This window comes from Janthinobacterium breve, from assembly GCF_051380895.1.
GTDB lineage: Bacteria > Pseudomonadota > Gammaproteobacteria > Burkholderiales > Burkholderiaceae_D > Janthinobacterium.
In genome coordinates this window covers 178,124-204,892 of the sequence record NZ_JBNYXY010000005.1, presented here as the reverse complement: position 1 = coordinate 204,892, position 26,769 = coordinate 178,124, and the positions used below count along the sequence as shown (strand labels likewise).

The following is a 26,769-nucleotide window of genomic DNA, read 5'->3' as shown; positions in this document are numbered from 1 at the left end:
AAGAAAGAGGCCATGGAAATAGACGCAGGGCAGGCGCTGCCCGCCACGCCGGAACGCCGCCAGACCGATTCCATCGCGCTATCGGCATTCTTCGATGGCCATCCTGTGGCCACTTTCGCCATCGATACGGACCACGTGGTGACGCACTGGAACAGCGCCTGCGAACAGCTGCTGGGCTTTACGGCCGCCGAGATGGTCGGCACGCGTGACCACTGGAAGGCGTTTTATCCGCAGCCGCGCGCCTGCCTGGCCGATTTGCTGGTGGCCGACGATATCGCGCTCGGCGAAAATGACCTCTATCTTGGCAAGCTGAAGCGCTCTCCCGTGATCCCCGGCGCTTTCGAGGCCGAGGATTTCTTTGCCGATATCGGCCCCGACGGCCACTGGCTGCACTTTACGGCGGCGCCCCTGCGCGACCGTCAAGGGCGTCTGGTGGGCGCCATCGAAACCTTGCGCGACGTGAGCGAGCGGCGCATTGCGGAACTGGCGCTGCGCAAGGCGCACGACAACCTGGAACACCTGGTGGCCAAGCGCACGGCCCAGCTGGCCGAAATGAACGAGCGCCTGGCCGACGATATCCGACAGCGCCAGATTGCCGATATGGAATTGCGCGAGCGTAACCTGGCCCTGACGGAATTGAACAGCAAGCTGTCGCTGGCCCAGCAAAAGTTGCTGCAGTCGGAAAAACTGGCCTCGATCGGCCAGCTGGCCGCCGGCGTGGCGCACGAGATCAACAATCCCATCGGCTATGTGTTTTCGAATGTTGGCACGCTGGAAGGCTATCTGGACGACCTGTTCAGCATGCTCGACGCTTACGAGGAAGCCGAGCCGGCCGTCGCCGACCCGGTGGTGGCGGCGCGCCTGCGTGCGCTGCGCGAACAGATCGACCTGGACTTCCTGCGCACCGACATTCCGCTGCTGATGGGCGAGTCGAAGGAAGGCATTTCACGCGTGCGCCGCATCGTGCAGGACCTGAAGGATTTTTCGCGCACGGATGCGCACCAGGAGTGGGTCTGGGCCGACCTGCGCCAGGGCATCGATACCACGCTCAATATCGTGAATAACGAGGTCAAGTACAAGGCCGACGTGGTGCGCGAATATGGCGACATTCCCGATATCGAATGCCAGCCTTCCGAGCTGAACCAGGTGATCATGAACCTGGTCGTCAATGCGGCCCACGCCATGGGCGAGGCGCGCGGTCGCATCACCCTGCGCACGGGCAGCGACAACGCGACGGAAGTATGGATCGAGATCGAGGACACGGGCGGCGGCATCGCGCCCGAACACCTGTCGCGCATCTTCGACCCCTTTTTCACCACCAAGGCCGTCGGCAAGGGCACGGGGCTGGGTCTGTCGCTGGCCTACAGCACGGTGCAAAAGCACCACGGCCGCATCGACGTGCGCAGCATCATCGGCCGCGGCACCACCTTCCGCATCACCTTGCCCGTGCGCCAGGCGCAGGCCGCCATACCATGACCATCAATGAGCAGGACAGCATGAGCACCAGTACGGCGGCCGCGCCGCCGACCATCCTGTGTGTCGACGATGAACCGAACATCCTGTCGTCGCTGCGGCGGTTGTTCCGCCCGCACGGCTACCGCGTGCTGACGGCCGACGGCGGCGCGGCAGGCCTGGCCCTGCTCGAGACCGAGACGGTGGACCTGGTCATCTCCGACATGCGCATGCCGCACATGGATGGCGCGCAATTCCTGGCCCAGGTGCGACAGCGCTGGCCCGACACCATGCGTTTGCTGCTGACGGGCTATGCCGACATCCAGTCCATTCTCGACGCCATCAACCAGGGCGAGATTTACCGCTACGTGACCAAGCCCTGGGACGAGAACGATATCGTGCTGGTGGTGCGCCACGCGCTGGAACGGCGCGCGCTGGAACAGGAAAAACTGCGCCTGGAAGTGCTGACGGCCAGCCAGAACGTGCAGCTGCAGGCGCTTAACGCCAGCCTGGAAGCGAAGGTGGCCACGCGCACGCAGCAGCTGAAACTGTCGCACGACGAGGTGCAGGCGGCCAATGAGCGTCTGAAGGCCACGTTCGTGACGACCATCAAGGTGTTTTCCAACCTGATCGAGATGCGCGGCGGCAAGCTGGCCGGCCATGCGCGGCGGGTGGCGGAGCTGGCGCGCAAGCTGGCGCAGGCGATGGGCCTGGAAGGGCAAGCGGCGCGCGACGTGTTCATCGCGGCCCTGCTCAAGGATATTGGCAAGCTCAGTCTGAGCGACGATGTGCTGGAACTGCCGGCCAGCGCCTGGACGGGCGAACAGCTGGCTGCGTTCCGCAAGCATCCGCTGCGCGCGGAACAATTGCTGATGGCGCTGGACGAGCTGCGCGCCGTCTCCGTGATCCTGCGCTCGCAACTGGAGCGCTTCGACGGTGGCGGCTTTCCCGATGCCATGGTGGGCCTGGCCATTCCGCTGGGCGCGCGCATCCTGGCGCTGGCGTCGGACTATGACGGCTTGCAGATCGGCGCCATGGTGCAGCGCAGCCTGCGCGCCGACGAGGCCCGCACCCTGATCTACGACAGCGTCGGCAAGCGCTATGACCCGGCCGTGGTGGCCGCTTTCCGCAGCATCATGGACGAGACGGAACCGCCCGCGCGCGACTTGACCGTGCTGTCGGGCCAGCTGGAACCTGGCATGGTGCTGTCGCGCGACCTGATCAGCCGCGATGGTCTGATGCTGCTGGCGGCCGAACACGTGCTGACGGCCCGCGTGATCGCCCAGCTGCTCGACTTTGAAGGCAAGAATGGCGGCCGCCTCAGCATCCGCGTGTATGCCCCCATAAAGGAAGGCTAGGGCGCTGCCTGGGCCGCCGGCGGTGATACGGGCAGGTGCACGGTAAAGCGCGTGCCCTGGCCCACTTCGGACACCACTTCGATGCGCCCGCCGTGCTTGTTGACGATGCCGTACGACAGCGACAGGCCCAGGCCCGTGCCGCTGCCCACGGCCTTGGTGGTGAAGAACGGCTCGAAGATGCGGTGCAGGTGCTCGGGCGCGATGCCGGCGCCCGTGTCGCCGATCTCCACCCACACCCAGCCGTCCGTATGGCCCGTGCGGATGCTGATCACGCCGTCGCCGCTGATGGCCTGGCCCGCGTTGACGAGCAGGTTCATGAACACCTGGTTCAGCTGCGAGGCGAGGCACAGTATCGGCGGCAGCTCGCCATACTGTTTTTCGATGCGGGCCTTGTATTTCAATTCGTTGGCGACGATGTTCAGGGTGCTGTCCAGGCCTGCATGCAGACTGGCGACCTGCCAGTCCGTCTCGCCCACGTGGGAAAAATCCTTCAGCGCCTGCACGATGTCGCGCACGCGCTTCAAGCCATCCATCGATTCGCGCACCAGGTCCACCATGTCGTCCTGCAGGAAGGCCAGGTCGGCCTGGCCGCGCACCTGGGCCACGCGCGCCGCCAGGGTCGGGCCGTCGAGCGCCTCGCGCATCGCCGTTTCATACTGCGCGATCACGCCGAACAGGGTGCCCACATAGCCTTGCAGCGAACTCATGTTGGAGTTGACGAAGCCGATCGGGTTATTGATTTCATGCGCGATGCCGGCCGCCAGCTGGCCGATGGACGCCATCTTTTCCGATTGCAGCAGCTGGTCGTGCGCTTCCTGCAGCTTGCTGATCAATAGTTGCTGCTCTTCGCCGCGCGCCTGCAGCATCGCTTCCATGCGCTTGCGTTCGGTAATATCCGTCAGTGAACCGATCACCTCGAACGGCACGCCATGCTCGTCGCGCACCAGGCGCAGGCTGTCGTGCATCCACAGGTAGCTACCGTCGCGCACGCGGAAACGGTATTCATACGCGCGCGCGCCTTCGACGAAAATTTGCGCCAGGCTGGAAAAGATGCCGGGCGCATCGTCGGGGTGGATGTGGTCGAACCAGAAATTCGGGTCGGCCACCATCTCCTCGGGCGCGTAGCCCAGCACATTCAAGGCATTGTTGCTGACAAAGGTCATCTTGAAGTCGCCGCTGGGCACGGTGCAATAGATGATGGAGGGCGTATTGTCGAGCAGGTATTGCAGGCGCACGGCCGTGCCGGCCGAGGCATCCTCGCCAGGCGCTGCCCCGGCATGCCGGACGGCATCGGGGGTGGAAAGGTCGAAATCCTCAAACTGCATGGTCTTACCTCGCTGCCTGCACGGCATGGATGCCATGCTGGCTCGATTATGCCTGATTCTGCCTGGCTTGGGCCGTCATCTGCATACTCAAGGCGCGAGCGGCTGCTCCACGATCGCCATGCGCCGCGCGATGTGCTGCGCCGCTTGCGTGTCGCCCGCCTGTTCGGCGCGCAGGCGCTGCACGCCCAGCCATGCCAGCAGCGGGCGGCGCCAGCCCTGATCCGAGGCGGTGGCCACAGCCGTATCGAGCAGGTCCGGCGTGGCGCGGCTGGCGCGTAGCAGCACGCCGGCCGCCACCAGCTGCGACAGCGGGTCTTTGATGGCCGCCACGGCACTGGCGGCGGCCGTGTCCGAGCTGGCGCTGGCTGCCGCCCGCTGCGCTTCCGGCAGCAGGGCGATGTCGGCCGGTTGCACCTGGCCGGCCAGGTAGGCCGCATACGCGCGGTCGGTGTCATTCGCATCGGCGCGCAGCGCGTCAAAGCCGGCACAGTCCTCGAAGGCCAGGCTGGCCACGCGCGCGGCGCAGCGCAGCAGTTCGATGCGCGCCACCAGCTCGAGCTTGCCCGTGCCGGCCACCTGGCTGCGGGCGCGCCGGAATTCCGTCTGTTCGACCAGGGCGTTGCCGCTCAAATAAGCCGCTTGAAAGCGTTCGACGGAACTTTGCGCATTCATCTTCCAGTCCGGCACGGGCGGGCCGCTGGAACAGGCGGCGAGCATGGTGGATAGCAGGGCGGCGATGGTGAGGCGGGACATTTTCATGGCAGTTTGATCTCCGGATTGCGCTTGAACGGCCACTTGCGGTTGATTTCATTGACCAGCTGCTCGACCTTGCGCAGATTGCTTTCCACGTCCGCGCGCAGCGGGCCCAGGTCGGCTGTCGCCGCCCTGGCGTTGGCGCCCACGGCTTGCGCCTCGACCAGCACGGCGTCGACCTTTTTCAGGCTGGCGCGCGTGTCGGCCAGCAGGGCGTTCAGCTGCACGATGGTTGCCTGCGCATCCGTCATGACGCCCTTGTCGCCGAAGACGCGCGTGTCGGCATTGGCCACCAGGCCATCCGTGCGGCGCGCCAGCTGGTCCGCCGTGAGTAATAGAGCGTTGGCCCGCTCGACCAGCAGGCGCGACTGTTTGTCGTCGCCCGTCAGCAAGCCCATGGCGCCGCCCGGGCCGCTCAACTTGCCCGTGACGGCCTGCACATTGCGCAGGGTGCCGTCGAGGGCGGAATCGGTGCCCGTCAGGCTGGCCACGTTGTTCAGCAAATCCTTTGCGGCGGCCAGCAGGCGCGGGATTTCCGCCGCCATGTCGCCTACCAGCAGGTCGCGCGTGGCGTCGTCAGGCAGCGGCGGGTCCGTCAGGATGCCACTGTAGGCGCGCAGTTTGGCGCCGCCCACGATGCCCCGTTCCAGGGTGAAGATGGAGCTGCTGCGTAGCCAGTGCGCATCCTTCCTTGGCACGTCGACGATGACGCGGGCCTTGCCGTCCGGTGCCAGTTCGATGCGCTGCACGCGGCCGATGGGGAAGCCGGAAAAGGTCAGGTCGGCGCCCACGCCCACGCCGTCGGAATCGTCGGTCGTCAGCACCAGCGTTTGCGTGGCTTCGAAGGCGCCGCGCGCATACATCAGGTAGACGACGGAGCCGACCACCAGCACGAACATGAAGACGAGCAGGATGGCTGCCTTCAATTCGGCGTGGCGCACGGGCGGCGGCGCGGGCAGCACGGCATCTTGCGTGAGACCGGCAGACGCCGTGACGTCGATCTGGTCGGGATTGGGGGGCTGGCTCTGGCTCATGGCTTCTGGCTCTCGTATGGGTGGTTCGGGATCGCTGGCGGTGGCGGGCGGGGCATCAGTAGTAATTGCCCATCAGCGAAGCCACTTCGATCAGCAGGATGACGGAAAACAGGCGCAGCATCTCGGACAGGCCGTGCGCGGCCCACAGGCGGTTGCGCCGGCCGTGCGGCTCGTCCGGATAGTACGAGGAAGCCAGCGGTATCAGGGCCACGGCAAAGCTGAAGAAGATGACTTTGAGCATCAGGATCAGGGCCACGGCCGGATTGAAGATTTGCCCCACCACGCGCGTGTAGCCTTGCAGTGCCCACGGGGTAAAACCGTAGATGGTGATGTAGGCGAGGATCAGCGAGGTAACGCAGCTGACGATGGCCAGCATCCACACGGCGAAGATGCCGGACATGACGCGCGGAAAGTATTCGCGGCGCAGCAGGTCGACGCCCTGGCGCTGCATGGTGTCGAGCACGCCACTTGAGCGCATTTGCGCGAACGCAATGCCGTCGGGCAGGGTCAGGCGCAGGGCCACGAACAGGGCGGCCGTCAGCGGGATCAGTTCCAGCACCAGCACGCGCACCACCATTTCCAGCGCATAGCGCGACAGGCCGTAGCTTTGCGCGCTGACGACGACGATGCGGATCAGCACCAGGCTGACCAGCGCGCAGGCGACGCTGAACCACACCAGGTTGGGCGCCGTATTCGTCACCAGGCGGTGCGCCAGGATGGGGCGGTTGTCGCGGTTATAGCTCGATGGCGACAGCGCCAGCGAAAACACGAGGGTGGCAAAATGCAGCATGCGCCACCAGCTGACCAGCCAGGCCATGGTGGCCCGGTGCAGGCGGCGCAGGCTGATGATGAGGGAGACGGATAGGGTCATGATGGCATCTTAACATCCGTCCGCCCGCCGGGCACGTCTGGCGTGCGCGCCTATTCGAACAGGGCGAAGCCGGCCATCACGACCATCAGCGCGGCGATGTATTGCATCGGGATCCAGAACAGGGTGTGACGCTGGCGCAGGATCACGCGTTCCTGCGTGGCCGGGTCGATCAGTTCGCGTCCGGGCGCGCTGTTCAGGCGTACGCCTGCACACCAGCTGGCGGCCGCTGCCAGCAGGAAGGCCAGGGCCATGGTCCATGCGTGGCTCTTCGTGTAGGCCTCGCCCAGGGTGGCGCCAAACAGCGCTTGCGCGGCCAGTACGACGATAAAACAGATAAGGGGGCCGAGTATGCCGAAGCCTTGCCAGATAAGCATAAAAATTCTCCATGAGGATTGAGGGATCCCGCGGCGGCGTGGCGGCGGCTGTACGCGACGGGGTTGCGAATTTTATCAGACTCATAAGAAATAAAGTTTCTTTTGAGAATGATTATGTGCGGCTAGGCTGCCGGGCTGCCCACACTGGCGATAATCGCATCGGCCGCCGCCCGCACGCGGGCAGAGCGGTTCAGGTCGGCATGCATGACCAGCCATACGTCGTACGCTTCCGCCCGCTCGGGCCAGATGCGCATCAGCTGCGGGTCGATGTCGCCCAGGTGGGTGGCCAGCTCGGCCACGCCCAGGCCCGCGCGCGTGGCTTCCTGCAGCATCGCCGCCGAGTTCACTTCCATGGCGACCTTGGCGTTGGCGATGGGCTCGCCGGCGATTTTCTCGCCATGGCGGGGCGTCACTGAATGGTGGTAAATGACGATGTCGTGGCCTGCCAGCGCCGTGCCGCGCACGGGCTCGCCCCGTTCGGCCAGGTAGGCTTTCGATGCATACAGGCCCAGGCTGCGCTTGACGAGGTGGCGCGAGATCAGGTCCGGGTCGGTGGGGCGCACGCCACGCACGGCCAGGTCCGCTTCGCGGCGCGTCAGGCTGGCCAGCGCGGGCGCCACGTTGAGCACGATGCGGATGTCCGGGTGGGCCGCATGCAGCTGCTGCATGGCGCGGATGACGAAATGGCTGGCCATGGTGTCCGTGGTGGCCACGCGCACCAGGCCGGACAGGCGGTTATCGACGCCCAGCATCTCGCGCTGCAGCTTGTCCGCCGCCCGTTCCATCGCTTCGGCAGCCGTGAGCGCCAGTTCGCCGGCCGGCGTGGGCACGTAGCCCGATGGCGTGCGCAGGAACAGGGTGGCGCCCAGGGAGCTTTCCAACGCGGCCAGGCGGCGCCCGCAGGTGGCCTGGTCGATGCGCAGCAGGGCCGCCGCGCCGCGCAGGGTGCCGGCCCGGCCGATGGCCAGAAAGATGCGCGCGTTATCCCAGTCCATGAGTGATTTCCATTTCATATTTGTGATGCATTTTTGCATCGATGTGCCGATTTTATGCCTGTTTACTGCATCATGCAACGCTCGCATAATGACTGCCCCGCTGTCCTTGCAAGGAAAAAACCATGTCTGACATTCCACCACGCCGCGCCAACGGCTTGATCCTGCTGACCCTGGCCTTCGGCTTCGTCATGGCCATGCTCGACGTCACGGCCGTCAATGTGGCGCTGTCCGATATCGCGCTCGACCTGGCCATACCGCTGACGGGTCTGGTCTGGGTGGTCGACGGCTACACCCTGACGTTTGCCGCGCTGCTGCTGGCCGGCGGCGCGCTGGCCGACCGCTATGGTCCGAAAGCCGTGTACCAGGGCGGCCTGGGCGTCTTCATCCTCGGCTCGATCCTGTGCGGCGCCGCGCCCGACGGGCATTTTTTGACGGCCGCGCGCCTGTTGCAGGGCGCGGGCGCGGCCCTGTTCATGCCCAGTTCCCTGAGTTTGCTGACGCACAGCTTTGACGACGAGCGCGAACGTACGCGCATGCTGGGCGCCTGGTCGGCGCTGGTGGGCGTGGCTGGCGCGTCCGGCCCCCTGATCGGTGGCATTCTCGTGCACCAGTTCGGCTGGCGCAGCGTGTTCTGGGTGAATGTGCCGCTGGGCGTGCTGGCCATCGTCATGGCGCAGTTGCTGCTGGCCGCACCGGCGCGCCAGCTACGCGATTTGTCGCTGTTCAGTCATGCGCTGGGCGTGGCGGCGCTGGCGGGCCTGAGTTTCGTGCTGATCGAAGGGCCCGTGCTGGACTGGCTGTCGCCCGGCGTGCTGGCGGCGGGGGTATTGACGCTGTTGTCGGCCTGGCAGTTGCTGCGGCGCGAGCGCAGCGGCAGCCATCCGCTGTTGCCGCGCGCACTGTTTCACAGCAGCAGCTTCGGCGCGGCCAATGGCGTGGGATTCCTGATCAATTTCTGCGTGTTCGGCCAGCTGTTTTTACTCAGCCTGTTCCTGCAGCAGTCTGGCGGCGCCGATGCCTTGCAGTCGGGCTTGCGCCTGCTGCCCATGATGGCGGCCTACACGGTAGGGAACTTCATGGCAGGCAGCATTGCGGCGCGTCATGGCACGCGCTTGCCGATGCTGCTAGGCTTGCTGGTAGGCGCAGTCATGGCCTTGCTGCTGATGGGGCTGCGCCCCGGCACGCCGTACGCTTTGCTGGCGCTGGGTACGGCCGTCATGAACGTGGCCATTGGCATCGCCATTCCCGCCATGACGGCCACTGTGATGCGGGTGGCCGGCAAGCAGCATGCGAACAGCGCGGCGGCGGCCCTGAATGCGAACCGGCAAATTGGCGCGCTGGTGGGGGTGGCCCTGATCGGCAGCATCCTGCACATGGTGCAGGACTGGTCGCTGCGCTTGCCGCTGGCCTACGCGACGATTGCCGTCGCGTATGGCCTGGCGGCGTGCCTCGTGTACCGCCATGTGCATGTGCCGAAGGCGGCAGCCGCCGCCTGAAGCAAGCTTATTGTCCGCGCGTGCTGCGCCACTCCACCAGTTCTTCGATGGTCAGAATCGGCATGCCATGCAGTTCGGCAAAGCGTTCGATATCGTCGCCGCGCATCATGGTGCCATCCGGATTCATCAGCTCGCACAGCACGGCGGCCGGATTCAGGCCCGCCATGCGCGACAGGTCGACGGAGCCTTCCGTGTGGCCACGGCGCTCAAGCACGCCACCGGGCGCGGCGCGCAGGGGGAAGACGTGGCCGGGGCGCACCAGGTCGGCGGGCTTGGCGTTCGGGGCGATGGCGGCGCGGATGGTGGTCACGCGGTCGGCGGCCGACACGCCCGTCGTGACGCCGTCGCGCGCCTCGATGGAGACCGTGAATGGCGTGCCGTAGCGGCTGCCGTTGTCGGGCGACATGGGCGGCAATTCCAGCCCGCTGACGACGTCCGTGGGCAGGCACAGGCAGACGATGCCGCTGCATTCGCGGATCAGCAAGGCCATGGTTTCGTGCGTGAGTTTCTCGGCAGACAGGATCAGGTCGGCTTCGTTTTCACGGTCGAAATCGTCGAGCAGGATGACGGGAATGCCGGCGCGCATGGCGGCCAGTGCGGATTGAATGCGACCTTCCAGGTCCTTGGAAAGCAGGGTATAGCTGTTGACTAACATGGTGAAACGCTCCTCGCATAAGCGAAAAACGCTGCAGGGCAAGCGAATAGACGCAGCCGGCCGCATCGACAGGTCGATGGGACATCGCGTTTACTGCACATCTTCTTTCATCCGGACTATACCGTCGGCTCTAGGTTTGCACTAGATCTGCTGACCCTGTCAAACGACGTTTGACAGGCGCTCGCGGGCTTGACCGTTGCCGGTCTTACCGCCGGTGGGGAATCGCACCCCGCCCCGAAGACGTATTGTTGTGCCGGTCCACATGACCGGCGGCAATACTTTAGCACAATTGAAAGAACCTGGCAGGGCACTGTTGAGTGTGCTATTCGGCAAAGTTGCCTGGGGAAAGCAGGTTTTCCTAAGCTGTTTTTAATGGCGGAAAGACGATTTCAGTGTAAGGTACGCTTACTGAATCTTACCGTTGAGAATACATGAAGCTGAGTAAATTACGCCTGATCTCGGGCGCCGTCTTGCTGGCGTGCGCCTGCATGGCCCAGGCAGAAATCCGTTTGACCGATCCCCTGCCGCTGGCGCCAGAAGTGACCGTCGGAAAATTGCCGAACGGCTTGACCTATTACATCAAGAAAAATGCCCGTCCCGCCCAGAAAGTGGAATTACGGCTGGTGGTGAAAGCCGGTTCCATCCTGGAAGATGATGACCAGCAAGGCCTGGCGCATTTCACGGAACACATGGCCTTCAATGGCTCCACGCATTTCAAGCGCAATGAGCTCATTTCCTATTTGCAATCGATCGGCGTGAAGTTCGGCGCCGACCTGAACGCCTACACGAGTTTTGATGAAACCGTGTATGTGCTGCCGATTCCCACGACGAAAAAGGACAACCTGGAAAAGGGTTTTCTCGTGCTGGAAGACTGGGCGCATGGCTTGAAATTCAATCCGGCCGACATCAACAGCGAGCGCGGCATCGTGCTGGAAGAGGCGCGCCTGGGCAAGGGCGCCAGCGACCGCATGAACAAGGTCTTGTATCCGAAGTTGCTGAACGGGTCGCGCTATGCGGAACGCATGCCGATCGGCAAGGAATCCGTCTTGAAAACGTTCAAGCCGGAAGCCATCAAGCGTTTCTACAAGGATTGGTACCGGCCCGACCTGATGGCCGTGATGGTGGTCGGTGATGTGGAACCGAAACAGGCTGAAAAGCTGATCCAGCAGCATTTCGGCAAGCTGAAAAACCCGGCGAAACCCCGTCCGCGCCTGTACGCGGAAGTGCCGCAGCGCTCGCAGACGGAAGCGCTGGTGATCACGGACAAGGAAGCGCCGGACGACACCGTCTTCATCCGCTACCCGATCCGCGCCGCGCAGGAACCCGTCAGCATTGCCGACTACCGTCGCCAGATGATTGAAAACCTGTATGGACAGATGCTCAGCGCGCGCATGCAGGAATTGACGCAGCAGGCGAACCCGCCCTTCATCCAGGGCGGCAGCAGCATGGGCAAGCTGGTGCGCGGCTACGAGTCGTTCAGCGCGTATGCCTTGCTGGGCAAGGGCGGCGTGCAGCCGGCCGTCGACGCGCTGGTGCAAGAAGATGAACGGGCGCGCCGCTTCGGTTTCAGCCAGGATGAGCTGGACCGCGCGCGCAAGAACATGCTGCGCAACTACGAGCGCGCCTACAGCGAGCGCGACAAGTCCGATTCGTCCGGCTTCGTGGCCGAGTATTCGCGCAACTTCCTGGAACAGGAAGCCATTCCCGGCATCGCCAACGAGCTGATGTATGCGCAGGGACTCTTGCCGCAGGTGACCTTGCAGGAAATCAATGAGACGGTCGCCAAAGTGATTCCCGACCAGCAAAAGAAACTCGTCGTCTTCATGGGCGCCGAGCCGAAAGCGGGCGATACGGCCTCGACGGTGCCGACGCAGCAGCAATTGCTCGACGCTGTGGCGCAAGCCGAGCGGCAGAAGGTCGAGCCGCGCACGGAAAAAGTCCTGGCCAGCAAGCTGATGGATGGCCCGCCGGCCGGTGGCAGCATCGTCGCTGAAAAGTTGAATAGCGCCATCGGCGTGACGGAGCTGACCCTGGGCAATGGCGTGCGCGTGTTGCTGAAACCGACGGACTTCAAGAATGACCAGGTGCTGATGGGCTCGACCCGTTTCGGCGGCCAGTCCCTGTTCGGCGACGCCGATATCTACAACGCCCGCTATGCCAGCGCGGTGGTCGGCAGCATGGGCTTGAAGGACCTGGCGCCGCTGGACTTGCAAAAAGTGTTGGCCGGCAAGACGGTCAATGTGGGCGCCTCGCTGGGCGAACTGAGCGAAGGTTTTGGCGGTTCGGCCAGCAGCGCCGACGTGGAAGCCATGCTGCAACTGGTGACGCTGTATTTCCATGACGTGCGCAAGGATGCGGGTCTGTACCAGTCCTTCATCGGCAAGCAGCAGGACCTGGCGAAAAACAGCATGGCGCAGCCGGAAGCCGTGTTCTACGATGCCATCCAGCACGCCACGTTTGGCGACAACCCGCGCGTCGATGGCGTGCCGCGCGCGGCCGATTTCGACAAGGTGGGTTTGGACCTCTCGCTGGAAATCTTCCGCCAGCGCTTTTCCAGCGCGCGCGACATGACCTTCATCTTCGCAGGCAGCTTCGAGCTCGACAAGATCAAGCCGCTGATCGCCAGCTACCTGGGCACCTTGCCCGTGGCCGAGGTGCCGCACGCCTACCGCGACGTGGGCATGCGCCCGGTGGCAGGGATCGTCAAGAAGGATATCTATATGGGTAGCGAGCCGAAGAGCACGATTTCCATCACCTTCAATGGCGACGCGGCGTATTCGGACGAGCAAAAGCTGACCTTGCAGGCGCTGGGCGAGGTGTTGAACCTGAAAGTCATCGAAGTGTTGCGCGAAAAGATGAGCATGATCTATGGCGGCGGCTTTGAAACTTCCATGGGCCAGCATCCGTACGGCCATTATTCGGTGGCGCTGAACTTGCCGACGGGGCCGGAAAACGTGGACAAGGTGATCGCCGCCGCCTTTGCTGAAATCAACAAGATGAAAGCGGAAGGACCGTCCGTGGCCGACCTGGAAAAGGTCAAGCTGAACTGGATCACGCGCCAGCAGAAATCCTTGCGGGAAAATAATTACTGGATGAATCAGTTGATGGGTTCGGTGACGCAGGGCCGCGATCCCGCGCAGATCCTGCGCTACGAGCAGCGCGTGCGCGCCATCACGCCGCAAGCCGTCAAACAGGCGGCGCAGCGCTACCTGGACCTGCACAATTATGTGCAGGTGGTGCTGTATCCGGAACGTAAAAAAGTTGCATCTAAGTAATCTTCATTGTTGCATTGCAGGGGCAGCAGGGCGGCGAAGCTGTTAAACTGCTGCAGATGGATGTGATCGCAATTTAACAAGCAAGGAATGCACGATGGCTAAGAAAGAAGAACTCGATCCGGAAACCCTGGAATTGATCAACTGGTGTATCGAGGTTGAAGGCTTCCTCGTGGCCGGCGGCGCCACCGTGGCGCAGGCACAGGACCACATCGAAGAGCAGGTCGAGTGGTTTACCGACCAGTTCTACGACGGCTTGACGCCGGAAGAGGCGGCCAAGGAAGCCTTGGCCTGACACCTTCAACAATGACTTACAGCGGGCGGTGCCTGCCGGGCACAGCCCGGTAGCGCCGCCCGTTTTGCTTTTCTGAAAAGATTTCTATCGGGCAATTAAATTTTATATTGACTTCCCAGGTACCCATGACTCTCCGTTCGCGCATTCTTTTATTGTGTTTCAGCACCTTGCTGGGCATCGTCCTCATCGCCTCGTTTTCCCTGTATTCCTTGCGCCAGACCATGATGGCCGAAAGGGTCGAGCAATTGACGGTGCTGGTGGAATTGGCCAATGCATCGGTGGAAAAGGCGTATGCGCTGGAACAGTCGGGCAAGCTGACGCGTGAACAGGCCCAGCAACAGGCCAAGCTGGCCATCGGCAGCTTCGTCAAGGACGAGATGTATTACTTTGTGCGCGATTTCAGTACCGACTTGCTGTACGTGCATCCGAATGCGTCGCGCATCGGCACGCCGCAAAAGAACATGCAGCAGTCGGGCGACCGCTACCGCGCAGCGCTGGCCAACAGCCGCATCGGCCTGGTGCAGGCGGACGGCACGCGTCCGGGCGTGACGGACCCCGTGGCGAAGATGTATGCGGTGGTGAAATTTGCGCCGTGGGACTGGCTGATCGGCACGGGCACCTACATCGATGACATCAACCACAAGTTCTGGGCCCAGGCCGGCGTGCTGCTGGCCATCGGCGGCGCGCTGATGCTGGTGGTGGGCTGCCTGGCGGCCTTGATGCTGCGCCGCATCCTGGGCCAGCTGGGTGGCGAACCCGACTATGCAGCGGCCATCGTGGCGCAAATCGCCAAGGGCGACCTGACCACGCACATCGATACGCGCCCGGGCGACACGGACAGCCTGTTGATGGCGATCAAGGCCATGCGCGACAACCTGGCGCACCTGGTGAGCCAGGTGCGCAACGATGCCGATGCCATTTCCACGGCATCGGGTGAAATCGCTTCCGGCAACCATGACTTGTCGGTGCGCACGGAGCAGCAGGCGGGATCCCTGGAAGAAACGGCCTCGACCATGGAAGAGATGACCTCCACCGTGCGCCAGAATGCGGACAATGCGCGCCAGGCCAACCAGCTGGCCATCTCCGCCTCGCAAGTGGCGAGCCAGGCGGGCGGCGTGGTGAGCCAGGTGGTCGACACCATGGGTGCCATCAATGCCTCGTCGAAAAAGATCGGCGACATCATCGCCGTCATCGACGGTATCGCCTTCCAGACGAATATCCTGGCCTTGAACGCCGCCGTGGAAGCGGCGCGCGCGGGCGAGCAGGGCCGTGGTTTCGCCGTCGTCGCCAGTGAAGTGCGCAACCTGGCGCAACGCTCGGCCGCCGCCGCCAAGGAGATCAAGCTATTGATCGACAGTTCCGCCGAGCAAGTGGGCGCCGGTGAAAAACTGGTGGCGCTGGCGGGCGAGACGATGGAAAAAGTCGTTTCCAGCGTGCAGCATGTGACCGATATCGTGGCCGAGATTTCCTCTGCCAGCGCCGAGCAGAGCGCCGGTATCGAGCAGATCAACCAGGCCATCGTCGAGATGGACAACATGACGCAGCAAAACTCGGCCCTGGTCGAGCAGGCTTCGGCGGCGGCCCAGGCGATGAACGAGCAGGCGGCCGGGCTGGCGCAGATCGTCAGCGTGTTCAAGGTGGGCGCAGTGGCGCGGCAGGCGGCGGCGCCCTCGCGCGCGGCACCGGCAGCGCAGCGCCGTTTGGCGCGCTAAGCCGTTCTCATAGCGGGAACTTATCGCCCGACCGTCTGTCAAACTATTCTTGCTCCCTTGGGGATGCAGAGAAGGGGTAAGCATGACAGACGGTTTTTCCTATCAGGCGGCGTTTTCCCGCAACCTGGGCTGGGTCACGCAGGCGGAGCAGGACAACTTGCGCGGCAAGCGCGTGGCCATTGCCGGCATGGGCGGCGTGGGCGGCGTGCATTTGCTGACCCTGGCGCGCCTGGGCATCGGCGCTTTTCACATCGCCGATTTCGACACTTTCGATATCGCCAACTTCAATCGCCAGGCCGGCGCCATGATGTCCACCCTGGGCCAGCCCAAGGTGGCCGTGCTGGCGCAGATGGCGCGTGATATCAATCCCGAACTGGAGATTAAACAATTTCCTGACGGCATACATGACAGCAATCTGGCTGAGTTTTTTGCCGGTGTCGACCTGTATGTGGATGGCCTGGATTTCTTTGCCTTTCCCGCGCGTCAGGCCACCTTCGCCAGCTGCGCGCGCCTGGGCATTCCTGCCATCACGGCCGCGCCGCTGGGCATGGGCACGGCCGTGCTTAGCTTCATGCCGGGCGGCATGACGTTCGAAGAGTATTTTGGCTGGGGAGACTTGCCTGAAGAAGAAAAAGCTTTGCGTTTTCTCGTCGGGCTGGCGCCGGCCGGCTTGCATGGCCCTTACCTGGTCGACCCGTCGGCCATCAACCTGAAGGAGCGGCGCGGGCCGTCAACCATCATGGGCTGCCAGCTGTGCGCGGGCGCGGCCGCCACCGAGGCGCTGAAGATCTTGTTGAAACGCGGCAAGGTCATGGCGGCGCCGCACGGCATGCATTTCGACGCCTACCGCAACAAGCTCGTGCATACCTGGCGTCCCGGCGGCAACCGTCATCCGCTGCAACGGCTGACGATGGCCATCATCAAGCGCCGGCGCGCGGCGCAGGGGGCATAAATGGCGCAAGCACCGCTGATCGCGCAGATCGATTCTGTGCTGGAAAACATCCTCGACCAGGCGCGCTGGGCGCCCAGCGGCGACAATACGCAGCCGTGGCGCTTTGAAGTCGTGGCGCAGCGCCATGTCGTCGTGCATGGCTTCGATACGCGCAGCCATTGCGTGTACGACCTCGACGGCCATCCCAGCCAGCTATCGCTGGGCGCCTTGCTCGAAAGCATGGCACTGGCGGCCAGCAGCCATGGCTTGCGCATGGAAGCGCGCCGGCGCGGCGGCTTGCCCGATACCTTGCCCACGTTTGACGTGCACTTTGTTGATAGTCCGGGCATGTTGCCCGACCCGCTGGCGGCCCTCCTGCCGCAGCGCAGCGTGCAGCGTCGACGGCTCAGCACGCGCCACCTGCGCGCCAGCGAAAAGGCGGCGCTGGCGGCCAGCCTGCCGCCTGGCTACGCGGTGCAGTGGTTCGAAGGCTGGCGCGCGCGCCTGGCCTTCGCGCGCCTGATGTTCGACAATGCGAAGCTGCGCCTGACCATGCCCGAAGCGCACAAGGTACACCGCGACGTGATCGAGTGGGGCGCGCGCTTCAGCAGCGACCGCATCCCGGAGCAGGCGCTGGGCGTCGACCCGATGACGGCGCGGCTGATGCGGTGGGTCATGCACAGTTGGCGCCGCGTGGATTTTTTCAATACCTGGCTGGCGGGTACCATTGCGCCGCGCCTGCAGATGGACTTGCTGCCAGGCTTGTATTGCGCCGCGCATTTCGTGTTGCTGGCCGATGCGCCGCCGCGCCATATCGACGATTATGTGGCGGCGGGCCGCGCCATGCAGCGCTTCTGGCTGACGGCTACGCAGCTGGGCCTGCAGTTGCAGCCGGAACTGACGCCGTTGATCTTCGCCCGTTATGTGCATGAACGGCGGGTCTTTTCGCGCACCGACGGCATGCTGGAGCTGGCGCAGGAGCTGGCGCTGCAATGCCAGGCCGTGCTGGGTGCGGTGGTGCTCGAGCGGGCCGTGTTTCTTGGCCGCATCGGCGCCGGCCCGGCGGCCCAGGCGCGCTCCTTGCGCCGGCCGCTGCCGGACTTGCTGGTGGCGCCGGTCGACGCGAGGACGCATGCGTGAACGGCCGGCGTTGGCTGACTGCCGTAGCGAAAAAAGCCGCTGAAGACATCAGCGGCTTGTAAACCGGATGATCGCATGTCAAGCCTGGCGCTGCTTGTCTTGCTGGCGGCGCGCAGTCATGCCCAGGCCAAACAGGCCGATACCGAGCAGTGCGATGGTGCCTGGCTCAGGTACAGCTGTTTGAAATAATTCCAGACCGCCGCCGTCGGCCATCGCAATGAAACTGTTGGTCAAGCTGCCACCGATGAAGCTGTTCGTATTCCCGCTGAGGGACTCCAATGGGAAAAACGGGTTGGGATTGACGAAAAACAACTGTCCTTGCGGCGTCAGCGTGGCGTTAAGCAAGGCCTTGAAGTCGCCTTGGGCCAGGCCGGCGACAATGCGTGCTTCTCCCAGATCGAGCGTGTAGGTCACGATCGCATAGTCATCGCCGGAGACGCCACCCACATTCACCGGCGAGCCTGCTATGTTACTGACCGACAGCGACGTGTCTTGGTTGGGGTCGATGTACAGCGTCATGGTCATGGTTTGAAAGTTGGCGTGGATACCGGAAGCCAAACCACTCGACTGACCGGTGATGGTGAACAGGCCATACATGCCATAACCATTGAGGGAGTTCAGTTGCGATTGCACGCTGCCGCCATTGGGGCTGCCGAAAGCGGCCTTGGTCAGAAAGCCTGTTTCAATGAAGGGATCGTTGCCACCGCCCAAACCGCCAACGATGGTTTGTTCGACGCGCGCATGATATTCAAAGCTGATGCGGTCGGCCACAACCAGATTGGCTGCGGTACCGGGGACGGAACCTTCATTGACGGTAAACAAAGGACCGGCGAGTGCGGGAGCACTGATCAGCGCGGCGCCGATGGCGACCGCGGAGAGAGCGAAACGCAGGAATGAGGACAGCGGTTTCATGGCATTTCCTTCAGCGTGAGGGTTGTTCGGACCAGGTCACTGTGGCGGCTGCCTCAGATAACCTCATACGCCCTTGAAGCAGAATTCGTACCATATAATATTTGTATTTAAATTCAACAGCTTATAAAAACAGGTATGCCGTTTTTCGCGCTTGTGTAAAAAAAATCGACGTTTTACTCGGCCCATGGCGCGGCTCGCGGGCGCCAGTCTTCCCCGTCATCGGCTACAGTGGGGCAAAGGAGGTCACCATGCAGCCACGATCCCGTCCTGCCCCGTTGCGTGCGCACAGCACGCCTGAACCGGATATCCCGCCGCTGCCCGAAGGCGATCCTTTGACGCCGCCGCCGGAAAAGCCGCCGCACACGGATCCTGTGCCCGTCGAGGAACCGACGCCGCCGGCGCCGCCCGTCAAGATGGGCTGAGAGCAAGTCGTCGCGCACCTGCGCGGCCATGCGCTGTCGCGCGCTGTTTATTTCTAGTCGGAAATGGATTGCGCAGGCGGCGGGATTGCCACGCCATTTAAACAACAAAAATGCCAATAAACGTTGCCGAGTGGATACAAATCAAGCGCTAACTGCTGTGTGTCATGCGGCCGTCACGATTCTGTTCTTATAATGAGACATCATAAAAATTCTTGTACAGGAGACCATCATGGGCAATTCCTTGCATAACAAAATCTACCTGGGCCGGCGCCCTGTGATCACCAGTAAAAACCTCGCAGCGCTGGCCCTGGCGGGCGCCGTGGCCGGTTGCGGCCTGGCGTGGCTGCTGCTGCGCACCTACAAATAAGCGTGCTCCACGCGCATTCTCAGCACGCCGTCAGTGGGGTGGGCGGCGACTGAATCACGTTGCCTGTTGCCGATGCGCAGCGGGGCGCGTACCATGGGGGCCGAACACCTGGCCTTTTATGGAAAAGTAATGAAGAACGAGAAATTAACAACCGATGAATATGACGCGCTGGAGCAAGTTGCGCGCGGTATCAAGACCGAGCGCCCCAGTGCTTGCGTTGCCCGCAATGCGAAGCGCCTGTCCGGCCTGAAGCTGCTCAGCTACGCCCGCGATGGCCGCCTGTCCATCACCGAGAAAGCACAACAACTGCTTTTCCTGCGCCGCTGCATCATGGGTTTGCGCGCCGTCGCCGCCGATCCGCTGACCAAGCTGGACACGGAGGTGGCCTATTTCCTGGGCAAGAAAGCCCACATCGTGGCGCGCGCCGAAGGCGAGGGGCACGACATTTCCGACAAGGGCCGCGACTCGCTGGCCGACATCGACACCCTGGGCCTTTAAGAGCCTATCCCAGTAGATGAATACATCCTCTGCCGGCGCCCCTCAGAAGCGGGGACTGTGTTGTTCGTCGTCGCGTGGCTTGCCACGCGTCCTCCTCACGCCTTGTCCGCGCTCCTGATGCGCTGCCAGCAGAAGACGCTCCCTACTGGGATAGACTCTGCGCTCTGCCACCGGCCCCTGGGGCCGGTTTTCACATCCCCACTCTTTTTCTTACTTCCCCTTTGGAGAACACTTTGGACAGCGCGATGAACTGGTCGGCCCACGAACTGACGATGACGGTCTTGATGACGCCCGATATGGCCAACTTTTCCGGCAACGTGCACGGTGGCACCATCCTGAAATATCTCGATAGCGTCGCTTATGCCTGCGCCAGCCGCTACTCGGGCAGCTATGTGGTGACCCTGTCCGTGGACCAGGTGATGTTCTTGCAGCCGATTCACGTGGGTGAGCTGGTGACGTTCCTCGCCTCGATCAACTACACGGGCACGACCTCGATGGAAGTGGGCATCCGCGTGGTGACGGAAAACATTCAGCAGCGCCTGGTGCGCCATGCCAACAGCTGCTATTTCACGATGGTGGCCGTGGATGCCAACCGCAAGCCGGTGGCCGTGCCGCCGCTGGCGCTCGATACGCCGGAGCAGAAAGTGCGTTTCGAACAAGCCAAGCTGCGCAAGCTGTCGCGTCAGAAGGTGTTGAAGAAGTAACTGCACCGGGCATAAAAAAACGGCCACCAGAGTGATCTGGTGGCCGTTTTTATTGCCTGCCGCTTATTGGCGGCGGTGCGCCGTGATTAACGGTCGCCGTAGCTGCGGCGTGCGCCGTCGGTGCTGCGCGGGTTGGAACCCTTGTAGCCGCCGCCCGTGCTAGGTGCGCCGTCTTTGCGTGGTGCGCCTGGCTTGCTGAACGTGCGTTGCGCTGGCTTCGCGCCGCCACGGTTGTCGCCTGGTTTCCAGCCGCCTGGACGGGCGCTCGAACGTGGTGCCGACGCCGTTTTCTTAGGCTCGAAACCTTCGATGACATTGACCGGGATCAATTGCTTGGTGAAGCGTTCGATGCGCTTGACGTTCATGCCTTCAGCGTGGTTCACCAGCGAGATGGCCAGGCCATTGCGGCCAGCGCGGCCGGTACGGCCGATGCGGTGGACGTAGTCTTCCGGGAACTTCGGCAGATCGTAGTTGAACACGTGGGTGATCGTCGGCACGTCGATACCGCGGGCGGCAACGTCGGTGGCGACCAGCACTTTGACCTGGCCGCGGCGCATGCCGTCCAGAGTGCGGTTACGCGCGCCCTGATGCATGTCACCGTGCAAGGCGGCAGCCGAGAAGCCGGCGATGTTCAGGCGGTCGGCGATGGTGTCGGCGTCACGCTTGGTGGCGGTAAACACAACAGCCTGGTCCAGCGTTTCGTCGCGCAGCAGGTGGTCCAGCAGGCGATTCTTGTGCGACAGATCGTCGACGAAGTGGACGCGCTGGGTGATGTTTTCATGCTTGTTCGACGAACCGGCGATCTGGATGACCAGCGGGTTTTTCGTGATGCGGCGTGCCATGTTGCCGACCACGCCGTCCAGCGTTGCCGAGAACAGCATGGTTTGACGGCCTTCTGGCGTCGCGTCCACGATTTTTTCGATGTCGTCGATGAAACCCATGTCCAGCATGCGGTCGGCTTCGTCCAGCACCAGGATTTCCAGTTGCGAGAAGTCGATCTTGCCCGAGTCCATGTGGTCGATCAGGCGGCCTGGGGTGGCGACGAGGATTTCAGGATTCTTGGCCAGCAATTGCATCTGTTTAGGGTAAGGCATGCCACCCAGAATCGACACAGCCTTGATGCGGCGGATGCCGGTGCTGTACTTGTCGGTGTTGGTGGTCACTTGCAGTGCCAGTTCGCGCGTTGGCGTCAGCACCAGCATTTTTGGCTGGGCAGCCTTGAAACGTGGACGCTCGCCGCGGGCGCGCGATGCTTGCATTTCCTGGTTCGGCGTCTTGCCGGCGGCGCTTTGTTCGGCGCTGGCCAGTTTGTGCAGCGACGGCAGCATGAAAGCTGCGGTCTTGCCCGAACCGGTCTGCGACGAGACCAGCAGGTCACGGCCTTCGATCGCGGCTGGAATCGCTTGCAACTGTACCGCGGTTGGCGCGGTGTAGCCCGATTCGGTCAGAGCGGCGATGATGGACGGATGCAGGCCTAAGGATTCAAATGTCATTCTTTTCTTTCGTAAAAATCAGCGTTCTTGCAAAAAGCAGAACGCAAAATAGCAACGCCAACCAAAACGAAATGACTCAACTAGAAAGAAATTTCGGCACAAAAGCTTTGCGCCGGGACGGTGTCAGGTGCGACACACAAGGCGGGAGGGCTTTATAAGCGGCATCCTGTGGATGCGCTAAGGCTTGCGAAGCTGCTAAGTTTGTAATTGCATGTTACTGCGGTGTTGCCATCGCTTCAAGCGAACATATTGCAGCGCACAACGACACTATACCGTATTTGCCGCCGTTTTGCACGGCCTAAATGGGAAGAAGCGACAGTCCTACCACGTTTTGAATATGTTTCCTATGCGAAATCAGTAAGATTACGTAGTTTGCCGCTAGTCAGGCAAGCATGGCGGCGATGTCGTCGGGCAGCGGGGGCGCCTGTGCCGGTATTTGTTCATCAGTGGATGCAGGTTTTGCCGGGACAGGCCCGGCACATGCGCCACATCCCTGTCACTCCACTTCGGGATTGACCGCCATCACTTGCGAAAAGCCGCCATCGACGTAGGTAATCTCGCCCGTGATGCCCGACGCCAGGTCGGACAATAAAAAGGCGGCCGTATTGCCCACTTCCTCGATGGTGACGTTGCGGCGCAGCGGGGCGTGTTCGGCCACAAAGCCCAGGAGTTTGCTGAAATCCTTGATGCCGGAGGCGGCCAGGGTCTTGATGGGGCCGGCCGAGATGCCGTTGGCGCGGATGCCGCGCGGGCCCAGCGATTCGGCCAGGTAGCGCACGGACGCTTCCAGCGACGCCTTGGCCAGGCCCATGGTGTTGTAGTAGGGCACGGCGCGCACGGCGCCCAGGTAGGTCAGGGTCAGGACCGAGGCGCCCGGATGCAGCAGGGGCAAGGCGGCCTTGGCCATGGCGGGGAAGCTGTAGGCGGAAATGTCGTGCGCGATGCGGAAGCTGTCGCGCGACAAGCCGTCGAGGAAGTCGCCGGCGATCGCCTCGCGCGGCGCAAAGCCGATGGCGTGCACGAGGCCGTCCAACTGTTCCCAGTGCAGGGCCAGGTCGCTGAAGACGGCGCTGATCTGTTCATCGCTGGAAACGTCGCAGTCAAACACCAGTTCGCTGCCGAATTCGGCTGCAAACTCCGTGATGCGCTCCTTGAAGCGCTCGCCTACATAGGTGAAGGCGAGGGTGGCGCCTTCGCGGTGGCAAGCCTTGGCGATGCCATAGGCGATGGAGCGGTTGGACAGCAGGCCCGTGATGAGAATTTTTTTGCCTTGCAAGAAAGCCATGACGACTCCTGTCTGGGTGGGTGGGCGGGGTGGCTGATGTACAACCGGCCGCGACAGCAAAGCTGTGGCGGCCGGTGGCGTGTCTCAGAAGGAAAAGGCGATCAGTGGCGCGCTTTTGCCCGGCTATTGCCGCCGCCGCGCTGGATGCGCGGTTTCACCAGAGAAATTGGCGCAGCTTGCACCTTGCCGCCCTTGGCGACGCGGCGCAGTGCTTTGGCGGCCCGTTCCGGACGGTCCGCTTCCAGCAGCATGGTGGCGCTGTCGGCGATTTCCTGGGTGATATCCTTGTTCATCGTGGCAGAAGTCTTCGGCACGAGGATGGTGGAGCCGGCGCGCAGGCTGGTGCGCTGGGGAATGTTGTTGGCCTGGCGCAGCACGTCGGCCGTGGTGCCGAATTTCGACGCCAGGGTTTCGATGCGTTCGCGCGCATTGGTGATCTTGTGCGTGGTCCAGCTTGACAAGGCATGGCCCCATTGCGCCAGGTTGGTGGTGAACTTGGCGGCGTTTTCCTGCGGTAACAAAATCTTGGTCTTTTCGCCGCCGATGATGACGGGGCGGTTAAATTGCGGATTCAAGGCCTTGAATTCATCCATCGACAGTTCGGCCAGCTGGGCGGCGACGGTGATGTCGATGTCGCTGGTCTTGTCGATGGCCGTGAAGTACGGCTGGTTGTCGACCACGGGCAGGGTCAGGCCGAACTGGGCCGGATTGGCGATGATGTTTTTCACCGCTTGCAGCTTGGGCACGTAATTGCGCGTTTCGGCCGGCATCAGGTCGGCCAGGCTTTCGAAGTCGGTGGGCTTGCCCAGCGCCTGGTTTTTCTTGATGGCGCGCTGCACCGAGCCTTCGCCCCAGTTGTAAGCGGCCAGCGCCAGTTGCCAGTCGCCAAACATGTCATACAGGCGCTGCAGGTACGTCAGGGCTGCATCGGTCGAGGCCAGCACGCCGCGGCGCTCGTCCTTGAACATATTTTGCTTGAGGTTGAAATCACGCCCCGTGGCAGGCACGAATTGCCACATGCCGGCGGCATTGGCGCTGGAGAACGCTTGCGGGTTGAAGGCGGACTCGATGAACGGCAGCAAGGCCAGTTCCGTCGGCATGCCGCGCTTTTCCAGTTCCTGCACCACGTGGAAGATATAGCGCGAGGCGCGCGCCGTCGTGCGGGCGATGTAGTCGGGGCGGGTAGCGTACCAGTTGACGTGGTTGGCCACCAGCTGGTTGTTGATGTCGGGAATCGCATAGCCGCTGCGGATGCGGCCCCAGACGTCGGCTTCGCGCAGCGGATCGGAATTGTCGCTGAGGTTTTTCAGCAGACGGTCGGTCTTTTGCAGGCGGTTGTCGAGGGTGGGGAGTTTCGCCGTGACCTGGGCGGTCATCGGGATCAGGGCCGGTGCGGCGGCGGCGACTGGCGCGTTATCGCTCTCAACACCGGCTTCGTACGCCTGGCTGAGGGCGGGCGCAAGCGCCAGGGCCAATGCCGCCAGGACGGTAGATGTAAAGGAGTTTTCGTGCATAGTGTTCCATTGTTGTCGTCGGAGAAACATCGGACAGACCCATGATTAAGCTGCGAGTGTACGTATATCCACATGCCGGAGTCAAGATTTATGTCAGCATGATGACAGGAAATACGCGGCAATAAGTAGTAATAAGTGGGAAGCGGCTGGGTTTCCATTCGCAAATGCTGTCATTATTGCAAATTTAATTTGCCCAATGCGTGATTCGGCCGCTGTTATAGCATACATGGTGAGGAGGGTGGCGCAAGCTTGGCAGCCGTCCAGTATGAGACTGCGCAAAGAGTGCGTACAATTTGGCTTTGGCCGGCCATTCAGCTGCCGGTCGCCTTATTAATAGAGAGTCATGCATATGAACACCCCGCCGCGCCACGACGACGACAACGCCGTCATCATTGCCAATACCGTTGCCTGGCTGGAAAAGGCCGTGATCGGCCTGAACCTGTGCCCGTTCGCCAAGGCCGTGCACGTCAAGAAGCAGATCCGCTATGTGGTGTGCGAATCGGGCAATCCGGAAGATTTGCTGGCGATGCTGATGGACGAGCTGCAAACGCTGGCCGACACGGATCCCGAGCAGATCGACACGACCTTGCTGATCCATCCGTACACCTTGAACGATTTCCTCGACTACAACGAGTTTCTCGATGTGGCCGATGCAGCCGTGGAAGACATGCACCTGGCCGGCGAACTGCAAGTGGCCAGTTTTCACCCGAACTATCAGTTTGCCGAGACGTTCGAAGACGACATCAGCAACTACACCAACCGTTCGCCGTACCCGACCCTGCACCTGCTGCGCGAAGACAGCATAGCGCGCGCCGTCGAGGCATTCCCGGAAGCGTCGGAAATCTTTGACAAGAATATCGCCACCCTGGAAGCGCTGGGTGTCGAAGGCTGGGAAAAGCTCGGCTTGCCGAAGGTAAGCTGATGGCTGACAAGGACTTGCCGCCCCGACCCGATACGCCCTGCGTGGCTGTCTGCTCGACAACCTTCGATGAAATCTGCCGCGGCTGCGGCCGCACGGTGGTGGAAGTGGCCCACTGGGTGTCGATGACGGATGAAGAGAAGGAAGTGGTGTGGGTGCGTATCCTGGCGCAAGGCTATCCACGCAGGAATACTTAGGTAAGCCAGCAGCAACTGCTGGGGTCAGACCCCCTCACATGTCAGCGATGACTTTTGTGTGAACGGCATTGAGGGTCTGACCCCGGTACTATTGGCGTCAACTATTAATAGCTGCCGATAAAGTCTTTTTTGCCGACTTCGATGCCGTTATGGCGCAGGATGTCGTAGGCCGTCGTCGCGTGGAAGAAGAAGTGCGGCAGCGCGTAGTGGAACAGATACGTCTGGCCCGTGAAGTGCTTGGTCTTTTCGCCGCTGCCGGTGGTGATGGCGCGCGTTTCGCTGCCATCGATGTCCGCTTGCGGCAGGCTTTCCAGGAAGGCGATGGTTTTCACGATGCGCGCTTTCAGCTCTGCAAAGCTCTGTTCGCTGTCTTCATACGGTGGCACGGCCACGCCGGCCAGGCGCGCGCCGCAGCCCTTGGCGAAGTCGGTGGCGATCTGGATCTGGCGCACGAACGGCAGCATGTCCGGGAACAAACGGAATTGCAGCAGGGCGTTCGGGTCGATTTTCTTGTCTTGCGCGTGCGTTTCCGCCTTGTCCAGGATGGCGGCCAGGCTGCCCAGGATCTGTTTGAAGACGGGGACGGAAGCGGAGTAGATGGAGAAGGTCATGGTAGTTCCTCTAGGTAAAGTGGCGCGATGATAGCAAGCTGCGGGCTTTTCTGCTGGCGCTCGCCGGGCGCGCCAGCCCGCGTGTGGTTTTTCAACCCTGTCTATATGGCATGACGTCGCCGTTGGCGCGTGTTTATTGGTGACTTTCCCCGCTTTTTCCATGCATAATTGCTCCTGAAAAAGT

Annotated in this window: 26 protein-coding genes and 1 riboswitch; of the genes, 14 read left to right on the top strand and 12 right to left on the bottom strand. The window is 62.5% G+C overall.

Annotation, left to right across the window (positions count from 1 at the left end; translation table 11 throughout):
- Positions 1 to 12: 12 nt before the first annotated feature.
- Together ACQ4W0_RS11220 and nosR are read left to right on the top strand one after the other, a co-directional pair.
- Positions 13 to 1,476: an ATP-binding protein gene (locus tag ACQ4W0_RS11220; protein WP_436576791.1), complete on the top strand. Its 1,464-nt coding sequence runs from the start codon at positions 13 to 15 to the stop codon at positions 1,474 to 1,476.
- Positions 1,473 to 2,810 (top strand): response regulator c-di-GMP phosphodiesterase, NosR family, encoded by a 1,338-nt coding sequence (gene nosR, locus ACQ4W0_RS11215; protein ID WP_436576790.1) that lies wholly within the window; start codon positions 1,473 to 1,475, stop codon positions 2,808 to 2,810. Before ACQ4W0_RS11220 ends, nosR begins: the two co-directional genes overlap by 4 nt.
- Here the strand turns inward: nosR and ACQ4W0_RS11210 are convergent.
- The 6 genes from ACQ4W0_RS11210 to ACQ4W0_RS11185 all read right to left on the bottom strand — a co-directional run bounded on the left by ACQ4W0_RS11210 (position 2,807) and on the right by ACQ4W0_RS11185 (position 8,162).
- Positions 2,807 to 4,135: an ATP-binding protein gene (locus ACQ4W0_RS11210; RefSeq protein ID WP_436576789.1), complete on the bottom strand. Its 1,329-nt coding sequence runs from the start codon at positions 4,133 to 4,135 to the stop codon at positions 2,807 to 2,809. The genes nosR and ACQ4W0_RS11210 overlap by 4 nt on opposite strands.
- An 87-nt stretch (positions 4,136 to 4,222) precedes the next feature.
- Positions 4,223 to 4,894, bottom strand: coding sequence for a hypothetical protein (locus tag ACQ4W0_RS11205; RefSeq protein ID WP_436576788.1), 672 nt, complete (start codon positions 4,892 to 4,894; stop codon positions 4,223 to 4,225).
- The gene (locus tag ACQ4W0_RS11200) at positions 4,891 to 5,922 is read right to left on the bottom strand and encodes an MlaD family protein (protein WP_436576787.1); all 1,032 of its coding nucleotides are present in this window, start codon (positions 5,920 to 5,922) and stop codon (positions 4,891 to 4,893) included. Before ACQ4W0_RS11200 ends, ACQ4W0_RS11205 begins: the two co-directional genes overlap by 4 nt.
- 55 nt (positions 5,923 to 5,977) lie before the next feature.
- Positions 5,978 to 6,793 (bottom strand): MlaE family ABC transporter permease, encoded by an 816-nt coding sequence (locus tag ACQ4W0_RS11195; RefSeq protein ID WP_436576786.1) that lies wholly within the window; start codon positions 6,791 to 6,793, stop codon positions 5,978 to 5,980.
- Positions 6,794 to 6,843: 50 nt separating this feature from the next.
- Positions 6,844 to 7,167, bottom strand: coding sequence for a hypothetical protein (locus ACQ4W0_RS11190; protein ID WP_436576785.1), 324 nt, complete (start codon positions 7,165 to 7,167; stop codon positions 6,844 to 6,846).
- Between the two features lie 122 nt (positions 7,168 to 7,289).
- Complete coding sequence (locus ACQ4W0_RS11185) at positions 7,290 to 8,162, bottom strand: LysR family transcriptional regulator (protein ID WP_436576784.1); 873 nt, start codon at positions 8,160 to 8,162, stop codon at positions 7,290 to 7,292.
- Between the two features lie 122 nt (positions 8,163 to 8,284).
- Here ACQ4W0_RS11185 and ACQ4W0_RS11180 point away from each other — a divergent pair, with 122 nt between their 5' ends.
- Positions 8,285 to 9,658 (top strand): MFS transporter, encoded by a 1,374-nt coding sequence (locus ACQ4W0_RS11180; RefSeq protein WP_436576783.1) that lies wholly within the window; start codon positions 8,285 to 8,287, stop codon positions 9,656 to 9,658.
- Positions 9,659 to 9,665: 7 nt separating this feature from the next.
- Here the strand turns inward: ACQ4W0_RS11180 and ribB are convergent, their stop codons facing one another.
- Positions 9,666 to 10,313 (bottom strand): 3,4-dihydroxy-2-butanone-4-phosphate synthase, encoded by a 648-nt coding sequence (gene ribB / locus ACQ4W0_RS11175; protein WP_436576782.1) that lies wholly within the window; start codon positions 10,311 to 10,313, stop codon positions 9,666 to 9,668.
- Between the two features lie 95 nt (positions 10,314 to 10,408).
- A riboswitch (FMN riboswitch) is annotated at positions 10,409 to 10,559 on the bottom strand.
- 185 nt (positions 10,560 to 10,744) lie between these two features.
- Between ribB and ACQ4W0_RS11170 the strand changes: the two genes are divergently transcribed.
- From ACQ4W0_RS11170 to ACQ4W0_RS11150, 5 genes are all read left to right on the top strand, one after another.
- On the top strand, positions 10,745 to 13,588 hold the full coding sequence (locus ACQ4W0_RS11170) for a M16 family metallopeptidase (RefSeq protein WP_436576781.1): 2,844 nt from the start codon (positions 10,745 to 10,747) through the stop codon (positions 13,586 to 13,588).
- A gap of 94 nt (positions 13,589 to 13,682) precedes the next feature.
- Positions 13,683 to 13,880 (top strand): hypothetical protein, encoded by a 198-nt coding sequence (locus ACQ4W0_RS11165; RefSeq protein ID WP_010399555.1) that lies wholly within the window; start codon positions 13,683 to 13,685, stop codon positions 13,878 to 13,880.
- A 125-nt stretch (positions 13,881 to 14,005) separates the two neighbouring features.
- Entirely contained in the window at positions 14,006 to 15,592 is a 1,587-nt protein-coding gene (locus tag ACQ4W0_RS11160; RefSeq protein ID WP_436576780.1) for a methyl-accepting chemotaxis protein, read from the top strand.
- An 82-nt stretch (positions 15,593 to 15,674) separates the two neighbouring features.
- Entirely contained in the window at positions 15,675 to 16,544 is an 870-nt protein-coding gene (locus tag ACQ4W0_RS11155) for a ThiF family adenylyltransferase (protein ID WP_436576779.1), read from the top strand.
- On the top strand, positions 16,545 to 17,663 hold the full coding sequence (locus tag ACQ4W0_RS11150; protein ID WP_436576778.1) for a nitroreductase family protein: 1,119 nt from the start codon (positions 16,545 to 16,547) through the stop codon (positions 17,661 to 17,663). It begins immediately after the preceding gene.
- A 78-nt stretch (positions 17,664 to 17,741) separates the two neighbouring features.
- Here the strand turns inward: ACQ4W0_RS11150 and pepA are convergent, their stop codons facing one another.
- Complete coding sequence (pepA, locus tag ACQ4W0_RS11145) at positions 17,742 to 18,575, bottom strand: flocculation-associated PEP-CTERM protein PepA (RefSeq protein WP_436576777.1); 834 nt, start codon at positions 18,573 to 18,575, stop codon at positions 17,742 to 17,744.
- Between the two features lie 248 nt (positions 18,576 to 18,823).
- Between pepA and ACQ4W0_RS11140 the strand changes: the two genes are divergently transcribed.
- The 4 genes from ACQ4W0_RS11140 to ACQ4W0_RS11125 all read left to right on the top strand — a co-directional run bounded on the left by ACQ4W0_RS11140 (position 18,824) and on the right by ACQ4W0_RS11125 (position 20,566).
- Positions 18,824 to 18,997, top strand: a complete 174-nt coding sequence (locus ACQ4W0_RS11140; RefSeq protein ID WP_436576776.1) for a hypothetical protein — start codon at positions 18,824 to 18,826, stop codon at positions 18,995 to 18,997.
- 229 nt (positions 18,998 to 19,226) lie between these two features.
- The gene (locus tag ACQ4W0_RS11135; protein WP_166674638.1) at positions 19,227 to 19,364 is read left to right on the top strand and encodes a hypothetical protein; all 138 of its coding nucleotides are present in this window, start codon (positions 19,227 to 19,229) and stop codon (positions 19,362 to 19,364) included.
- Between the two features lie 129 nt (positions 19,365 to 19,493).
- Positions 19,494 to 19,862, top strand: coding sequence for a hypothetical protein (locus tag ACQ4W0_RS11130; protein ID WP_426070501.1), 369 nt, complete (start codon positions 19,494 to 19,496; stop codon positions 19,860 to 19,862).
- Positions 19,863 to 20,107: 245 nt separating this feature from the next.
- Positions 20,108 to 20,566, top strand: a complete 459-nt coding sequence (locus ACQ4W0_RS11125) for an acyl-CoA thioesterase (RefSeq protein WP_436576775.1) — start codon at positions 20,108 to 20,110, stop codon at positions 20,564 to 20,566.
- A gap of 86 nt (positions 20,567 to 20,652) precedes the next feature.
- Here ACQ4W0_RS11125 and ACQ4W0_RS11120 read toward each other — a convergent pair whose 3' ends face one another.
- From ACQ4W0_RS11120 to ACQ4W0_RS11110, 3 genes are all read right to left on the bottom strand, one after another.
- The gene (locus ACQ4W0_RS11120; protein ID WP_436507647.1) at positions 20,653 to 22,059 is read right to left on the bottom strand and encodes a DEAD/DEAH box helicase; all 1,407 of its coding nucleotides are present in this window, start codon (positions 22,057 to 22,059) and stop codon (positions 20,653 to 20,655) included.
- Positions 22,060 to 22,555: 496 nt separating this feature from the next.
- A complete protein-coding gene (fabI, locus tag ACQ4W0_RS11115; RefSeq protein ID WP_436576774.1) occupies positions 22,556 to 23,344 on the bottom strand; it encodes an enoyl-ACP reductase FabI in 789 nt (262 codons plus the stop codon).
- Positions 23,345 to 23,445: 101 nt separating this feature from the next.
- The gene (locus tag ACQ4W0_RS11110; RefSeq protein WP_436576773.1) at positions 23,446 to 24,858 is read right to left on the bottom strand and encodes a transglycosylase SLT domain-containing protein; all 1,413 of its coding nucleotides are present in this window, start codon (positions 24,856 to 24,858) and stop codon (positions 23,446 to 23,448) included.
- Positions 24,859 to 25,207: 349 nt separating this feature from the next.
- On the opposite strand from ACQ4W0_RS11110, the gene ACQ4W0_RS11105 reads away from it, so the two are divergent.
- Together ACQ4W0_RS11105 and ACQ4W0_RS11100 are read left to right on the top strand one after the other, a co-directional pair.
- On the top strand, positions 25,208 to 25,780 hold the full coding sequence (locus tag ACQ4W0_RS11105; protein ID WP_436576991.1) for a DUF1415 domain-containing protein: 573 nt from the start codon (positions 25,208 to 25,210) through the stop codon (positions 25,778 to 25,780).
- Complete coding sequence (locus ACQ4W0_RS11100) at positions 25,780 to 25,974, top strand: DUF1289 domain-containing protein (protein ID WP_436576772.1); 195 nt, start codon at positions 25,780 to 25,782, stop codon at positions 25,972 to 25,974. Before ACQ4W0_RS11105 ends, ACQ4W0_RS11100 begins: the two co-directional genes overlap by 1 nt.
- Before the next feature lie 104 nt (positions 25,975 to 26,078).
- Here the strand turns inward: ACQ4W0_RS11100 and ACQ4W0_RS11095 are convergent, their stop codons facing one another.
- Entirely contained in the window at positions 26,079 to 26,585 is a 507-nt protein-coding gene (locus tag ACQ4W0_RS11095; protein ID WP_436576771.1) for a DUF1993 domain-containing protein, read from the bottom strand.
- Between the last annotated feature and the right edge of the window lie 184 nt (positions 26,586 to 26,769).

Bases quoted from the DNA above. Each gene is read 5' to 3' on its own strand.
- ACQ4W0_RS11110 (WP_436576773.1), bottom strand. From the start codon at position 24,858: ATGCACGAAAACTCCTTTACATCTACCGTCCTGGCGGCATTGGCCCTG.
- ACQ4W0_RS11170 (WP_436576781.1), top strand. From the start codon at position 10,745: ATGAAGCTGAGTAAATTACGCCTGATCTCGGGCGCCGTCTTGCTGGCG.
- ACQ4W0_RS11180 (WP_436576783.1), top strand. From the start codon at position 8,285: ATGTCTGACATTCCACCACGCCGCGCCAACGGCTTGATCCTGCTGACC.
- ACQ4W0_RS11135 (WP_166674638.1), top strand. From the start codon at position 19,227: ATGGGCAATTCCTTGCATAACAAAATCTACCTGGGCCGGCGCCCTGTG.
- ribB (WP_436576782.1), bottom strand. From the start codon at position 10,313: ATGTTAGTCAACAGCTATACCCTGCTTTCCAAGGACCTGGAAGGTCGC.
- ACQ4W0_RS11150 (WP_436576778.1), top strand. From the start codon at position 16,545: ATGGCGCAAGCACCGCTGATCGCGCAGATCGATTCTGTGCTGGAAAAC.
- ACQ4W0_RS11160 (WP_436576780.1), top strand. From the start codon at position 14,006: ATGACTCTCCGTTCGCGCATTCTTTTATTGTGTTTCAGCACCTTGCTG.
- fabI (WP_436576774.1), bottom strand. From the start codon at position 23,344: ATGGCTTTCTTGCAAGGCAAAAAAATTCTCATCACGGGCCTGCTGTCC.
- ACQ4W0_RS11130 (WP_426070501.1), top strand. From the start codon at position 19,494: ATGAAGAACGAGAAATTAACAACCGATGAATATGACGCGCTGGAGCAA.
- ACQ4W0_RS11205 (WP_436576788.1), bottom strand. From the start codon at position 4,894: ATGAAAATGTCCCGCCTCACCATCGCCGCCCTGCTATCCACCATGCTC.
- ACQ4W0_RS11155 (WP_436576779.1), top strand. From the start codon at position 15,675: ATGACAGACGGTTTTTCCTATCAGGCGGCGTTTTCCCGCAACCTGGGC.
- ACQ4W0_RS11165 (WP_010399555.1), top strand. From the start codon at position 13,683: ATGGCTAAGAAAGAAGAACTCGATCCGGAAACCCTGGAATTGATCAAC.
- ACQ4W0_RS11210 (WP_436576789.1), bottom strand. From the start codon at position 4,135: ATGCAGTTTGAGGATTTCGACCTTTCCACCCCCGATGCCGTCCGGCAT.
- ACQ4W0_RS11125 (WP_436576775.1), top strand. From the start codon at position 20,108: ATGAACTGGTCGGCCCACGAACTGACGATGACGGTCTTGATGACGCCC.
- ACQ4W0_RS11200 (WP_436576787.1), bottom strand. From the start codon at position 5,922: ATGAGCCAGAGCCAGCCCCCCAATCCCGACCAGATCGACGTCACGGCG.
- ACQ4W0_RS11190 (WP_436576785.1), bottom strand. From the start codon at position 7,167: ATGCTTATCTGGCAAGGCTTCGGCATACTCGGCCCCCTTATCTGTTTT.
- pepA (WP_436576777.1), bottom strand. From the start codon at position 18,575: ATGAAACCGCTGTCCTCATTCCTGCGTTTCGCTCTCTCCGCGGTCGCC.
- ACQ4W0_RS11140 (WP_436576776.1), top strand. From the start codon at position 18,824: ATGCAGCCACGATCCCGTCCTGCCCCGTTGCGTGCGCACAGCACGCCT.
- ACQ4W0_RS11100 (WP_436576772.1), top strand. From the start codon at position 25,780: ATGGCTGACAAGGACTTGCCGCCCCGACCCGATACGCCCTGCGTGGCT.
- ACQ4W0_RS11195 (WP_436576786.1), bottom strand. From the start codon at position 6,793: ATGACCCTATCCGTCTCCCTCATCATCAGCCTGCGCCGCCTGCACCGG.
- ACQ4W0_RS11120 (WP_436507647.1), bottom strand. From the start codon at position 22,059: ATGACATTTGAATCCTTAGGCCTGCATCCGTCCATCATCGCCGCTCTG.
- nosR (WP_436576790.1), top strand. From the start codon at position 1,473: ATGACCATCAATGAGCAGGACAGCATGAGCACCAGTACGGCGGCCGCG.
- ACQ4W0_RS11095 (WP_436576771.1), bottom strand. From the start codon at position 26,585: ATGACCTTCTCCATCTACTCCGCTTCCGTCCCCGTCTTCAAACAGATC.
- ACQ4W0_RS11220 (WP_436576791.1), top strand. From the start codon at position 13: ATGGAAATAGACGCAGGGCAGGCGCTGCCCGCCACGCCGGAACGCCGC.
- ACQ4W0_RS11185 (WP_436576784.1), bottom strand. From the start codon at position 8,162: ATGGACTGGGATAACGCGCGCATCTTTCTGGCCATCGGCCGGGCCGGC.
- ACQ4W0_RS11105 (WP_436576991.1), top strand. From the start codon at position 25,208: ATGAACACCCCGCCGCGCCACGACGACGACAACGCCGTCATCATTGCC.